Source organism: Thiomonas sp. OC7 (assembly GCF_900634595.1).
Taxonomy (GTDB): Bacteria; Pseudomonadota; Gammaproteobacteria; order Burkholderiales; family Burkholderiaceae_C; genus Thiomonas; species Thiomonas arsenitoxydans.
This window is the reverse complement of record NZ_LR131953.1, coordinates 2,814,298-2,827,691: the sequence shown is the minus strand read 5'-3', so window position 1 is coordinate 2,827,691 and position 13,394 is coordinate 2,814,298. Positions and strand designations below refer to the sequence as shown.

The following is a 13,394-nucleotide window of genomic DNA, read 5'->3' as shown; positions in this document are numbered from 1 at the left end:
TAGCGCTCAGGCCACGCGCGGGCGACGGGGCGTAGGGGTTTGCGTGGGAGTTCGCGTTGAAATCGGGGCAGCGCGTTCGAGATCGAGCAGCGCCTGCTTGCGCGGCAGGCCGGCAGCGTAGCCGGTCAAGCGGCCGTCATGGCCGACGATGCGGTGGCAGGGCACGATGATGAGCAGGGGGTTGCGCCCCACCGCCGCACCCACGGCGCGCGCATGGCCGGCGGGCAGGCCCAGCCGCTGCGCGAGCAGCGCATAGCTGATCGTCTGTCCATAGGGCACGGTCTGCAGCGCCCGCCAGACCGCTTGCTGGAACGGCGTGCCCTGGGGCCGCAAGGGCAGATCGAAGACGATGGCGTCGCCGCTGAAATAGGCCTGCAGCTGCGCGCGGGCACGCTGCAGCAGAGGTGTGTCGGTGGCGGCGGCGATTGCGGTTGAAGCTGATGCGTCGTCGAGAAAACTCAGGGCAGTGAGCCCGTCTGCCTCGGCGATGAGTTGCAGCACGCCCAGCGGGCTGTCCATGACCAAGACGGCTTTCACGATGTTTCTCCTTCAGTCGCGCGGCGCCACAGATGCACCGCGGCATAGCCCCGCCACGGCGCCCAGCGCGCGGCATGGGCCAGCACGTCGGCCGGACGGGTCAGGCCAAGTTGTTTGCGCAACACCAAATCGCCGGCGGGAAAGGCATTCGGCCAGCCCAGACCGCGCAGCGCAATGACCTGCGCCGTCCAGTCGCCGATGCCGGGCAAGGCCTGCAGCGCCGCAAGCGTGGGCTCGACCGGGGCGAGCGGCTGCAGCGCCACGCGTCCCTCGGCCGCGGCCAGCGCCAGCGCGTGCAGGCTGAGGGCGCGGGCGCCGGTCAGACCGCAGGCGCGCAGCGCCTCGGGGGTGCAGGCGGCGAGCGTGGGTGCGTCGGGCAAGGTGCGGCACAGACCGTCGGGCGCATCGGGCACGGAGGTGCCATAACCCTGCGCCAAGCGGCCAAGAATGAGGCGCGCCTGCGGCAGGCCGATCTGCTGGCCGACCACGGCGCGCATGGCGATCTCGAAGCCATTGAGCGCGCCGGGCACGCGCAGGCCGGGCACTTCGGCGGCAAACTCGGGCAGATGGGCGTCGATCAGATCCGGGCGCGCGCTGAGGTCGAACAGCCGCCGCACGCCGGCCAGAATGCGACCGATGTGCGGCGACAGACGCGGCGGCAGGCTGAGACGCAGGCTGTGGCGCTGGGGTTCGTGGGTCACCGCGATCCAGCCCGTGACCGGCGCCGAGCCCGGCTCGCTGTTGAGCGCGACAGCGCGGCTGTAGCGATCGGCGGTGACGCGCTCCACACCGTCCACCGCGCGGCGCGCCAGAAAGTCGATCATCTGGCTCCAGGCGTAGGGGGGCCGGTAGGCGAGCGACACGCTGAGCAGGTCTTCCTGCCCGCAGGCCCCGCCCGTCCGCCGGAGGCTCAGCGGCGTCAACCCATAGCGGGTGCGAAACAGATGATTGAACCGCCGCACGCTGCCAAAGCCCGCCGCGCCGGCCACCGCCGCCATCGGCAGCGCCGTGTCGGTGAGCAGACCCTTGGCCAGCAGCAGCCGCTGGGTCTGCGCATACGCCACGGGCGCGACGCCGAATTCCGCCTCGAAGATGCGCCGCAAATGCCGCGGCGTGATGCCCACGCGCCGGGCCACGGCGCTCAATCCGGCGGGATCGGTCAGCCCCTGGTCGATCAGCGCGGCAGCAGCGCGGGCAAGCTGGCCCGAGAGATCGAGCACGCCGTGCCCCGGCGCCAGCTCGGGACGGCAGCGCAGGCAGGGCCGATAACCCGCCTGCTCCGCCGCCGCCGCGCTGGGATAGAAGCTGCAGTTGCGTTTGAGCGGCGTGCGCACCGCACACACCGGCCGACAATACACCCCGGTGGACGACACGCCGACGTAAAACCAGCCATCGAAGCGGCGGTCGCGGGTGAGCAGCGCGCTGTAGCAGGTGTCGGGATCGAGTTGCATGCCCTCACTCTAGGGCCTGTTAACGCTATTGATGCCCCCGCGCCGGGGGTCTGGGCGGAGGCAATGCGAGGCGCAGGCTGCGCCGTGGTGTTTTGCACCACAAGCGGACTGCAACGTGGCAGTGCGCCGCCCAGACCCCCGGCCCGAAGGGTTGCCCCCAGGCGGGGCGTCTGCGGCGTTGTCGGTGCGAGGCAAGGCGACCAGCCTTGCCTCGCACCTCCGCCTTGCATCCCTCCCCGTCTGGGGGCAACGCGGGGGCATAAATAGCGTTAACAGGCCCTGGTCGCACAGCGCAACGAAGTCTGGCCGAAAACGGACATCAGTCTGCCTCGCAGTTGTACGCCGCGCCCTGACTTTTGCGCAACACAGCTTTGCCTTCGACAAATCGCAAAAAGCCGGGTTACTCCTGCCCCGCTGCAGCGCAGCAAACGGGATAATCTGCCAGTAAAACCAATATATTTTTCCGGAAGACTCGCTATGAATGCCCCCCTCCAACCTGACCTGGCCGCGCGCGCGGCGCGGCAGGCCGAAGTGGTCGCCACGCTTGGTGCGGTGGCGCCGCCGCACATCCTGCTCTGGCAGCCAGAGGAGGTCACGCCCTACGAGTGCGACGGCCTTTCGGCCTATCGGCGCAAACCGCTGGTCGTCGTGCTGCCGGAAACCGAGGCACAGGTGGCGGCGGTGCTCAAGGCCTGCCACAAGCTGAACGTGCCGGTGGTGGCGCGCGGCGCGGGAACCGGCCTTTCGGGGGGGGCGCTACCCAATGAAGACGGGGTGCTGTTGGCGCTGGCGCGGTTCAACCGCATCAAGCGCATCGACCCCATCGCGCGCACCGCCACGGTGGAATGCGGGGTGCGCAACCTGGCGATTTCGGAGGCCGCAGCGCCGCACGGCCTGTTCTACGCGCCCGACCCGAGCAGCCAGATCGCCTGCACCATCGGCGGCAACATCGCCGAAAACTCGGGCGGCGTGCATTGCCTCAAATACGGCCTCACCGTGCACAACGTGCTGCAGGTGCGCGGTTACACGGTGGAGGGCGAGCCGCTGACCCTCGGCGGGCTGGCCTGCGACTGTCCCGGCCCCGATCTGCTGGCCGCCGTGATCGGCAGCGAAGGCATGCTCATGGTCGTCACCGAAGTGACGGTGAAGCTGCTGCCCAAACCCGTTCTGGCGCGCTGCATCATGGCCAGCTTCGACGACCTGCGCAAGGCGGGTGATGCGGTGGCGGCCATCATCGCCGCGGGCATCATTCCGGCCGGGCTGGAAATGATGGATCAGCCCATGACGGTGGCCGCAGAGGCCTTCGTGCACGCGGGCTACGACCTGGAAGCCAAGGCCATACTGCTGTGCGAGAGCGACGGCACGCCAGAAGAGGTCGAAGAAGAAATCGGCCGCATGACCGAAGTGCTGTCGCGTTGCGGCGCAACCAAGCTGAAATGCAGCGAAAGCGAGGCCGAGCGTCTGCGCTTCTGGAGCGGGCGCAAAAACGCCTTTCCCGCCACCGGCCGCATCTCGCCCGACTATTACTGCATGGACGGCACCATTCCGCGCAAGCGCGTGGCCGACATGCTCGAAGCCATTCAGGGCATGGAGACCAAGTACGGGCTGCGCTGCGTGAACGTGTTCCATGCGGGCGACGGCAATCTGCACCCGCTCATCCTGTTCGATGCCAACCAGCCCGGCGAGCTGCACCGCGCCGAAGAATTTGGCGCCGAGATTCTGGAGACCAGCGTGGCCATGGGCGGCACGGTCACTGGCGAGCACGGCGTGGGCTTCGAGAAGATCAACGCCATGTGCGTGCAGTTCAGCCCTGAAGAGCGCGAGCAGTTTTTCGCCTTCCGCCGCGCCTTCGATCCGGGCGAAACGCTCAACCCCGGCAAGCAGATTCCCACCCACGCCCGCTGCGCCGAGTACGGCAAGATGCATGTGCGCGGCGGCCTGCTGCCGTTTCCCAACCTTCCCCGGTTTTAACCGCGTCGCATTCCGATCTTGGCTGCGACCCCGCGCCGCAGCGTCCCGTACATGCAAGCAGACGATCTGATTCCTCTTTGGCAAGACCTGGTGCGAGAAGCCGCCTCGCGCGGCGAACGCATTCGCATTCACGGCGGCGGCAGCAAGGCGCCTTGGTGGGCCGCCGCGCAGCACAGCGGGGTGGATGCCGCCGAACACACGCTCGACGCCACGCAGCTGTCGGGCATCACCCATTTCGAGCCGACCGAGCTGGTCATCACCGCGCGGGCGGGCACGCCGCTGGCCGAGATTGAGGCGGCGCTGGCCGAGCATCACCAGTTCCTGCCCTTCGAGCCGCCGCACTTCGCCCGCACCGGCCGCGCCACGCTGGGCGGCATGGTGGCCAGCGCCCTGAGCGGCCCGGCGCGCATCAGCGCCGGCGGGGTGCGCGACTATGTGCTCGGCGCCACGCTGCTCAGCGGCAAGGGCGAGGTGCTGCGCTTCGGCGGCGAGGTGATGAAAAACGTCGCCGGGTTCGATGTGTCGCGGCTGCTGTGCGGCTCGCTCGGCTCGCTCGGGGTCATTCTCGACGTGTCGCTCAAAATCATGCCCGTGGCCCCGGCGGATACCACCCTGCGCTTCTCCATGACGCAGGACGAAGCCATCACCCGCTGCAACACCTGGGCCGCGCAACCCCTGCCGCTCAACGCCAGCGCCTGGCTGCCCGACCGCAGCGCGGGCACCGGCAAAGGCGTGCTCACCCTGCGGCTGCGCGGCGCGCAGGCGGCCGTGCAGGCCGCGCAGACCCGTCTGGGCGGCGAGCGCATGGCCGAGACGGAAGCCGCCGCTTTCTGGACCGGGCTGCGCGAGCAGACCCTGCCCTGGTTCGCCCCCACCTGGCCGGGCGATTCGCAGGCCGCGCTGTGGCGACTGTCGCTGCCCTCCACCGCACCCGCGCTCGATCTTTCCGGCACGCAGTTGGTGGAATGGTTCGGCGGCCTGCGCTGGCTTATCAGCGCCGCGCCGGCGTCCATCATTCATGAAGCCGCCCGGCAGACCGGTGGCCATGCCACGCGCTTTCGCGGCGGCGACGCCAGCGCGCCCGTGTTCGACACCGCGCAGGCCACGCTGCTGCGCATTCAGCGCAACGTCAAGGCCGCCTTCGATCCGCACGGCGTGTTCCCCACTCTTTTCTGATCCCGATGGAAACCCATCTCAGCCCCGAATTCGCCAGCACGCCCGAAGGCCAGCAGGCCGAAGCCATTCTGCGCAACTGCGTGCACTGCGGTTTTTGCACCGCCACCTGCCCCACCTATCAACTGCTGGGCGATGAGCTCGACGGCCCGCGCGGCCGCATCTACCAGATCAAACAGGTGCTCGAAGGCGAGGCGCCCACCCGCACCACCCAGCTGCACCTCGACCGCTGCCTGACCTGCCGCAACTGCGAGACCACCTGCCCGTCCGGGGTGGAATACGGCCGTCTGGTGGACATCGGCCGCGCCGTGGTCGATGCCAAGGTGGAACGTCCCGCCGGAGAAAAACTCGCCCGCTGGGCGCTGCGCGAAGGCATGACCTCCAGCCTGTTCGCCCCGGCCATCAAGCTCGGCCAGGCGCTGCGCCCGCTGGTACCCGCCGCGCTGCGCGACAAGGTGCCTCCCCGGCAGCGTGCAGGCAAACGACCACAGCGCGACCACGCCCGCAAGGTGCTGATGCTGGGCGGCTGCGTGCAGCCCACGCTCATGCCCAATATCGGCGCGGCCACCGCCCGCGTGCTCGATGCCGTTGGCGTGCAGCCACTGCTGGCCGACGGCGCCGGTTGCTGCGGCGCCATTCGCCAACATCTCTCCGACCACGACGGCGCGCTGGCCGACATGAAGCGCAATGTCGATGCCTGGTGGCCGCTGGTGGAAAGCGGCACGGTCGAAGCCATCGTCATGGACGCCTCGGGCTGCGGCGCCATGGTCAAGGAATATGGCCACCATCTGCTGCACGACCCCGCCTATGCCGAACGCGCTCAGCGCATCAGCGCGCTGTGCCAAGACATCAGCGAGTACCTGCCGCAGTTCGCCGCATCCCTCAAAACCTTGCTGAAAAACAAGCCGGTCGACCATCTCGCCTACCACCCGCCCTGCACCCTGCAGCATGCGCAGCAGGTGCGCGGCGGGGCCGAGGCCCTGCTGCGCGAGCTGGGCTTCGAGGTCAAGCTGCCGCTGGAAAGCCATTTGTGTTGCGGCTCGGCCGGCACCTACTCGGTGCTGCAGCCCGAGCTGTCGAAAGAGCTGCGCAACCGCAAGCTGCAGCATCTGGCCGAAACCGCGCCGCAGCGCATTGTCAGCAGCAATATCGGCTGCATCCAGCATCTGCAGTCCGGCACCACCATTCTGGTGCAGCACTGGGTGGAACTGCTCGACGAAGCGCTGCACGGCAAACCCTGAACGCTGTTGGATTTCCGCCTCTGAGCGCAGCGGATGCGGTTGTCAGCCGCGGCCGGGTTGTGGACAATGCAAAAATTTACAAAAACCGGGGTCGGGGGGCCCTGCTCGCTTCATGCGCGGAAGCTGGCTTGTTCCGCGACCCGGTCGTCCCCTCCCCTGATGTCCCTTACGCTCGCAGCGCAGGCCGGTTGGCTGAACTGCGGGATCCTTGCCGACGCATTTTTTCCGAGACCACGATGAAATTTTTTGCCACCCTGTTTGCTGGCCTGAGTCTGATGGCGGCCACGTCCGCATTTGCGGCCACGCCGGGCGTGACTGACACGCAAATCGTCATCGGCCAGTCGGCCCCGCTCACCGGGCCGGCGGCGCAGCTCGGCATCCGGCTGCGCATGGGCATCGAGGCGTATTTCAAGCAGGTCAATGCCGACGGCGGCGTGGCCGGGCGCAGCCTCAAGCTGGTCAGCCTCGATGACGGCTACGAGCCGGCCCGCGCCGTGGCCAATACCAAGACCTTCATCAACGGCGGTGATGTGTTCGCCCTGCTGGGCTATGTCGGCACGCCCACCACCCTGGCGGCCAAACCCCTGATCGATCAGGCCGGCATTCCCCTCATCGGCCCGTTCACCGGCGCGATGGGGCTGCGCTCTCCCGTCGATCCCTACATTTTCAACATCCGCGCCAGCTACAACGACGAAACCCGCAAGATCGTCGATCAGTTCCTCTTCCTCGGCCTGAAAAAGATCGCCGTGTTCTACCAGGACGACGCCTACGGCATGGCCGGACTGACGGGCGTGCAAAAAGCCCTGGCCGCGCACAATCTCAAGCCCGTGGCCACCGGCACGGTCAAACGCAATACGGTGGATGTGGCCGGGGCGCTGGCCTCCATCCTGCCTTCCAAGCCCGACCTCATCGTGGAAGTCGGCACCTACACCGAAGTGGCGGCATTCAATCAGCAGGCCATTGCCAAGGGCTACGGCGGCCAGTTTGCCAATGTGAGCTTCGTCGGCTCTGAAGCGCTGGCCAAAGCGCTCGGCCACGAGGGCAACGGCGTGATCATCACCCAGGTCGTGCCCTTCCCCTTCTCCACCGTCACCCCGCTGGTGCGCGAGTACCAGGCCGCGATGAACAGCGCCGGGCATAAGGGCGATTACGACTTCACCAGCCTAGTGTAGTGTTTGATTCTTGAGTGAACTTAATTGAGTTGCTTGTCTCCAATGTTTTACTACGGTTTGCATTGGAGAGAGCAAGTGCGCGTTGCCCCGGCGATTGAATTGACCACCGAGCAGGAAAGCGAGCTGACGCGGCTGGCGCGTTCCAAGCGCACCAGCGTGCGACTGGCGCAGCGCGCGCGCATCGTGCTGCTGGCCGCCAAGGGCGTTCAGAACAAGGAGATCGCCGAGCAGCTTGGTATCGGTCGCGTGCAGGTCGCGCGCTGGCGCGAGCGCTATCTGCAAGCGGGGCTGCAAGGCATCGAGCGCGACCTGCCACGTGGCGCGCCGCCGGTCAAGGTGGACGCAGCCAAGCTGGTGGAGCTGACCACGCAAAGCACGCCCGAGACCGCCACGCACTGGAGCACACGCAAGATGGGTGAGGTTCTGGGCGTCAGTGCGAGCACTGTCATGCGGCATTGGCAGGCGCACGGTCTGAAGCCTCATATCGTGCGTGGCTTCAAGGTCTCGCGCGATCCGAAATTCGTCGAGAAGCTCGAAGACATCGTGGGGCTGTACATGTCCCCGCCCGAGCATGCGCTGGTGCTGTGCTGTGACGAGAAGAGCCAGGTCCAGGCGCTGGACCGCACGCAGCCGGGCTTGCCCATGAAGAGGGGCCGTGCGGCCACCATGACGCACGACTACAAGCGCAATGGCACGACCACGCTGTTTGCCGCACTCAACGTGCTTGACGGCCAGGTCATCGGCCAGTGCCAGCAGCACCATACCCACGTTGAATGGTTGAAGTTCTTGCGCCAGATCGACCGCGAGACGCCCAAGGACAAGACGCTGCATCTGATCGCCGACAACTACGCCACACACAAGCACCCGGCTGTGCAGGAGTGGCTGGCCAAGCACCCCAGGTTCAACATGCACTTCACGCCCACCTCTGCGTCGTGGCTGAACATGGTCGAGAGATTCTTCCGCGACATCACCACCGAGCGGCTGCGCCGCGGGGTGTTCACCAGCGTGCCCGAACTCGTGGCTGCCATCGACGAATACGTCGCACATCACAACGTCAACCCCAAGCCGTTCATCTGGACCAAGAGCGCTCGCGACATCCTGCAGAAGGTCATTCGCGCGAATAGACGCTTAAGTTCCAAACAGAATGGAACACTACACTAGAAGGCTATATCGACGCCAAGGTGCTGGTGCAGGCCCTGCGCAAAGCCGGCAAGACGCTCACCCGCGCCAGCCTGATGGACGCCCTCAACAGCATGGGCAACGAGAACCTCGGCGGCTTCACCGTGCACTTCTCGCCCGACAACCACTCCGGCTCCGACTACGTGGACACCACCAGCATCACGGCCAGCGGCGGTTTCCGCCACTGACCTCCAGCACCGTATCGGCCTCGGCCTGCTTTCGCGCAGGCCAGGCGGCCAGCAAGATCGCCAGCAGAATCAGGCAACCGCCCCACAGCGCCTGCGCGCTCAGACGCTCCACGCCGAGCAACACGGCGCTGCCGCTGGCGAACACGATTTCCACCGTCATCACCACCGCCGTCAAGGTGGACGGCAGCCGCTCTGCGCCATACTGCAGCCCCAGATTCGCCGCCAGAAAAGCCAGTGCCATCAACACCACGCCCATCAGCCACCCCGGCGCCGGTGCAGGCATGGGCGCAACGGCGCCGCTGGCGGTCAGCAGGGCCGCGACGCCGCCCGCCACGATCACCCCGCCGGCGAACATCGCTAGGCCGCGCGCCTCGGGCGGCGTGTGCGCATACTTGCGCAACAGCACATTGTTGAGCGCGAAAAACATGCCGCCGATCACGCCCAGCCAGTCTGCCGGATGTTGCGGCAGTGGCAGACCGCCCCCCTGCGGCCACAACACCACCATCGCCCCGGCCAGGGCCAGCGTCAGGCGCAGGCCGACCCGCCTTGTGAGTTTTTCGTTCAGTAGCCAGCGCGCCAGCAGTGTGGCCCAGACCGGCATGAGGTAGAACAGCAGCACCACCCGCACCACGTCGCCCTCGGTCACGCCCCAGTTGAACGCCGCGTTCGTCGCTCCCGAGGCGATGAGAATGCCCCACAGCGGCGGATGCCGCCAAAGCGCCCGCACCGCCGATGGCCGCGCCGCCACGATGATGAGCGTGCTCACCGCGTACATCGCCGCGGTGGCCCACAGCGGATTGAGGCCCAGACCATTGAAATGGCGGAACGGCCACCACGACACGCCCCAGACGAAGGCATTGAGCATCAGACCGCCGATGGCGGCCAAGGTGATTGCAGAGGAGTTCGGCATAGAAAAATCGTCAGGCCGCAGGGTGCGGATCAAAGCTGCGCAAGATAGCGGGTTTGCGCGCGGGCGGCGCCGAGTCTCGCTTTGGCTGGGCGTTTTCGAGAAAAATTCACGCCCGCGGCGCGGCGCGGCATCGTAAAGTCGCGTTTTACTGGGCGCTGGCGAAAGACTGCCGCCCGATCTCCATTGCATCCTTCATCATGCCCGATCAGAACGCGTCCCTCGGACTGCTCGAATTGCCCAGCGAAATCCTGCGGGGGCTGGCGGCCGGGCGCCCGGTAACCGAGCTGGCGGCGCTGCTGTGCCGCATGGCCGAGCAGGCGGTGCCGGGACGCCTCGCCAGCCTCTTGCGGCTGGGGCCGGACGGCGATCTGCACCCGCTGGCGCTGCCCAGTGGCCCGCCGGAATTGTTGAGCGCCTTCGACGGGCTCACGCCCGGGCCGCATGCCGGTTCCTGCGGCAATGCGGTGCTGCACAACGCACCCACATTCATTGCAGACATCCCCACGGATGATCGCTGGGACGACCTGCGCGCCGCAGCCGAGCAATGCAACCTGCGCTCCTGCTGGTCGTGGCCGGTGCGCGACGGCGCCCAGGTGATCGGCAGTTTTGCCCTGACCAGCACCGTACCCGGCCTGCCCGATGCGGCGCAAACCCAGCTGCTCGAATTCGTCGCCTCCATGGCCGGCGCGCTGCTGCGCATGGACGCGCTGCAGCGCGAGCGCGAGACCGAGGCGCGGCTGCGCCAGGCCATGCTCGACAACGCGCTGGTGGGCATCGCGCTGGTGGGAGAGCGCGTCATCCGCAGTGGCAATGCGCGCATGGTCGAGATGTTCGGCTACCCCGATCTGCAGTCTCTGCAGGGCGTGCCGGCACGCGAAATCTATGCCGACGACGCCGAGTTCCAGGCTATCGGCGCCGATATCTACGCGGCCATGGCGCGCGGCGAGTCGGTCACGCGCGAGGTGCACATGCGGCGGCGCGACGGCAGCCTGTTCTGGTGCGAACTCACCGGCCAGGCCGTCACGGGCCAGCCCGGAGTCGATTCGGTCTGGGTCGGGCAAGACATCAGCGAACGCCGCGCCGCGCAGGAACGCCTGCGCTGGCAGGCGCGGCACGACGCCCTCACCAGCCTGCCCAACCGCTACGCCCTCGACGAATGGCTGCCGCAGCGGCTGCAAGCTGCGCAGGCGCAAGGCGCCACCGTGGCGCTGGGTCTGCTCGACCTGGACGACTTCAAGGCGATCAACGACGACTGGGGCCACGCCGTCGGCGACGAGGTGCTGGTGCAGGTCGCCCGCCAGCTCGGCGCCCGGCTCGAACCCGACGACCTGCTCGCGCGCATCGGCGGCGATGAGTTCGTGCTCGTGCTCCACAGCGCAGGCGGGGCGCAAGCCATCGCCCGCCGTATCGAGGCGCTGGGCGCCTTGCTGCCGCTGAGTGTGCCGCTGCCCGGTGGCAAAACCCATCCCCTGCGGCTCAGCATGGGGCTGGCGCTGTTCCCGCAGGACGGCCCTGATCCCGACACCCTGCTGCGCCACGCCGACGTCGCGCTGCACACCGTCAAGCTGCACAAGCACACGCGTCGCCATTGGTGGCTGCACTGGGGGCAGGAGATCGAAGCCGACTTTCTCGGCGACGGCCCCGAGCACTGGGTGCCGCAGCCCTATGGAGCGCAAGCGCAGGAGCTGTTGCGCATCGCCGCCCCGTCTTTCGTCGCCGCGGCAACGGAATTCATCGCGCAGTTTTGCCGCCTGCTCGAACACGACGCCGAATCGCGCCAACTCCTCAGCCACCTCACCCCAGAGGAATTCGATCATCTCAAGGCGCGGCAGGCCGATCATTTCCGGCTGCTGCTCAGCCCGGATCTGCTGGAAGACACGCATGTGCGCGAAGCCACGCGCGTCGGCCAGATCCACGCCCTGGTGGGTGTGCCCACGCGGCTGCTGGTGCAGTCTGCGGGGCTTTATCTGCAGGCGCTGATCGATCGCAGTCAGGGCTTGAGCGCCCGTCCGCGCGACCGTCGGCGCATCGTCCAGTTGTTCACCGCGCGGCTGCAAACCGAGCTGCAGACCGAGGTGGAAGCGGCGCAGACGATCCGCGAGCAGTTCCAGCAAAGCGTCATCGCGCTGGAACACGCGCTGCAGGACGGCGCCGCGTGGAGCGAATTCATGCAAATGGCGCTCGACCGGCTGGCCGCCCTGCCCGGGGTCAAAGCGGCCGCTTTGGGCGCGCCCGATGCCAACGGCGAGTTCGTCGTCGAGCTGTCTTCCGGGCTCGAACCCTACGCCCGCGCCATGCACAAGCACTACGGCGGCATCAAAGTACCCAAGCTGCAAGGTGCGCACGCCGAGAGCCTCGGCCCCACGGCCACGGCCTGGCAGACCGAGAAAATCAGCACCCTGGCGAGCTACGCGCACGACACCCCCGGCGCCCCCTGGCGCGAGGCGGCGCGCGACGCCGGTATTCGCAGCGCCGCCTCGGTTCCGCTGACCGACCGCAATGGCCGCGTGGTCGTCATCCTCAGCCTGTACGGCGGCTACCCGGCTATGTTCGAGCGCGGCGCGGCGCGCAGCTTTCTCGACAACCTCGGGCAGACGCTCAGCCGCGCCTGGCAGCGCCTGCACGCTCACGGCCGCCAGCAGCCCGTGCCCGTGGTGCTGCGCCAGCGCTGGCGCAGCAGTCTGTTCGATCATGGGCTGGAGATGCATCTGCAACCCTTGGTCGATCTGCAGACCGGCAAGCCTTACGGCGTCGAAGCCCTCGCCCGCCTGCGCATGGACGACGGCAGCCTCGTCATGCCGGGGCAGTTTCTGCCGTGGTTCGGCCAGGCCGAACTCTCTCGCCTGTTTCGCGGCGGGCTGGCGCAGGCGCTGGCGCACATCGCCCGCTGGGATGCCGAGGGTCTGCGCCTGAGCCTGGGGCTGAACCTGCCGCTGGACGTGCTGCTGCAGCAAGACTGCCGAGGCCGCGTCGAATCGGCGCTGCGCGAGGCTGGTGTCGCGCCCGACCGCTTGTCGCTCGAAATGCTGGAAAACGCCGAATTCGACAATCCGCAGCGCCGCGACGATGCGGTGCGCGATCTGGCCGCAACCGGGGTGCGGCTGGTGATGGACGATCTGGGCAGTGGCTACTCCAGCCTGCTGCGCCTGCGCACCCTGCCGTTTCATACCGTCAAAATCGATCAGGGCCTGGTGCGCGAAGCCGGACGCGACCCCGAGCAGGCCATCGGCTTCATCGGCGCGCTGGTGCAGCTGGCGCAAAGCCTGGGCCTGTGGGTGGTCGTCGAAGGGCTGGAAACGCCCGACCTGGTCGAAGCCGCCACCCTGCTGGGAGCCGACGCCGGCCAGGGCTACGCGCTGGCGCGGCCCATGCCCGCTGCCGATGTGGCCGACTGGGTACGCAACTTCCGCTGCCCGGTCGATCCGCGCCAACCCGCCACGCCGCTGGGCCGTCTGGCGCAAGACTGGATGGCGCAGCACGGCCGCCTGCTTGCCGACGCCTCGGCCCGCCGCCTGCTGCACGCCGCGCGGCGCAAAGCGCTGCACACCGACGCCTGACGCACCGGGATTGCG

General features: G+C 67.8%; 10 protein-coding genes. 7 read left to right on the top strand and 3 right to left on the bottom strand.

The genetic code is table 11. The features are described from left to right. Positions 1 to 6 precede the first annotated feature (6 nt). Together BIO17B3_RS13615 and BIO17B3_RS13610 are read right to left on the bottom strand one after the other, a co-directional pair. On the bottom strand, positions 7 to 537 hold the full coding sequence (locus tag BIO17B3_RS13615) for a methylated-DNA--[protein]-cysteine S-methyltransferase (RefSeq protein ID WP_156054436.1): 531 nt from the start codon (positions 535 to 537) through the stop codon (positions 7 to 9). Further along, positions 534 to 1,988 (bottom strand): DNA-3-methyladenine glycosylase 2 family protein, encoded by a 1,455-nt coding sequence (locus BIO17B3_RS13610; protein WP_156054435.1) that lies wholly within the window; start codon positions 1,986 to 1,988, stop codon positions 534 to 536. Before BIO17B3_RS13610 ends, BIO17B3_RS13615 begins: the two co-directional genes overlap by 4 nt. Before the next feature lie 477 nt (positions 1,989 to 2,465). On the opposite strand from BIO17B3_RS13610, the gene BIO17B3_RS13605 reads away from it, so the two are divergent. From BIO17B3_RS13605 to BIO17B3_RS13580, 6 genes are all read left to right on the top strand, one after another. Further along, positions 2,466 to 3,959, top strand: a complete 1,494-nt coding sequence (locus BIO17B3_RS13605; RefSeq protein ID WP_156054434.1) for an FAD-linked oxidase C-terminal domain-containing protein — start codon at positions 2,466 to 2,468, stop codon at positions 3,957 to 3,959. 51 nt (positions 3,960 to 4,010) lie between these two features. Next, complete coding sequence (gene glcE, locus BIO17B3_RS13600) at positions 4,011 to 5,135, top strand: glycolate oxidase subunit GlcE (RefSeq protein WP_156054433.1); 1,125 nt, start codon at positions 4,011 to 4,013, stop codon at positions 5,133 to 5,135. Between the two features lie 5 nt (positions 5,136 to 5,140). Next, positions 5,141 to 6,373, top strand: a complete 1,233-nt coding sequence (gene glcF, locus BIO17B3_RS13595; protein WP_156054432.1) for a glycolate oxidase subunit GlcF — start codon at positions 5,141 to 5,143, stop codon at positions 6,371 to 6,373. Between the two features lie 236 nt (positions 6,374 to 6,609). Further along, positions 6,610 to 7,545: an ABC transporter substrate-binding protein gene (locus BIO17B3_RS13590; RefSeq protein ID WP_232054296.1), complete on the top strand. Its 936-nt coding sequence runs from the start codon at positions 6,610 to 6,612 to the stop codon at positions 7,543 to 7,545. A gap of 75 nt (positions 7,546 to 7,620) precedes the next feature. Then, a complete protein-coding gene (locus BIO17B3_RS13585; protein WP_370512643.1) occupies positions 7,621 to 8,706 on the top strand; it encodes an IS630 family transposase in 1,086 nt (361 codons plus the stop codon). 20 nt (positions 8,707 to 8,726) lie between these two features. Further along, positions 8,727 to 8,912, top strand: coding sequence for a hypothetical protein (locus tag BIO17B3_RS13580; RefSeq protein ID WP_232054295.1), 186 nt, complete (start codon positions 8,727 to 8,729; stop codon positions 8,910 to 8,912). On the opposite strand, the gene BIO17B3_RS13575 is transcribed toward BIO17B3_RS13580, so the two are convergent. Continuing rightward, complete coding sequence (locus BIO17B3_RS13575; RefSeq protein ID WP_156054431.1) at positions 8,884 to 9,822, bottom strand: DMT family transporter; 939 nt, start codon at positions 9,820 to 9,822, stop codon at positions 8,884 to 8,886. The genes BIO17B3_RS13580 and BIO17B3_RS13575 overlap by 29 nt on opposite strands. A 197-nt stretch (positions 9,823 to 10,019) precedes the next feature. Between BIO17B3_RS13575 and BIO17B3_RS13570 the strand changes: the two genes are divergently transcribed. After that, entirely contained in the window at positions 10,020 to 13,379 is a 3,360-nt protein-coding gene (locus BIO17B3_RS13570) for an EAL domain-containing protein (protein ID WP_156054430.1), read from the top strand. The last annotated feature ends 15 nt before the right edge of the window (positions 13,380 to 13,394 follow it).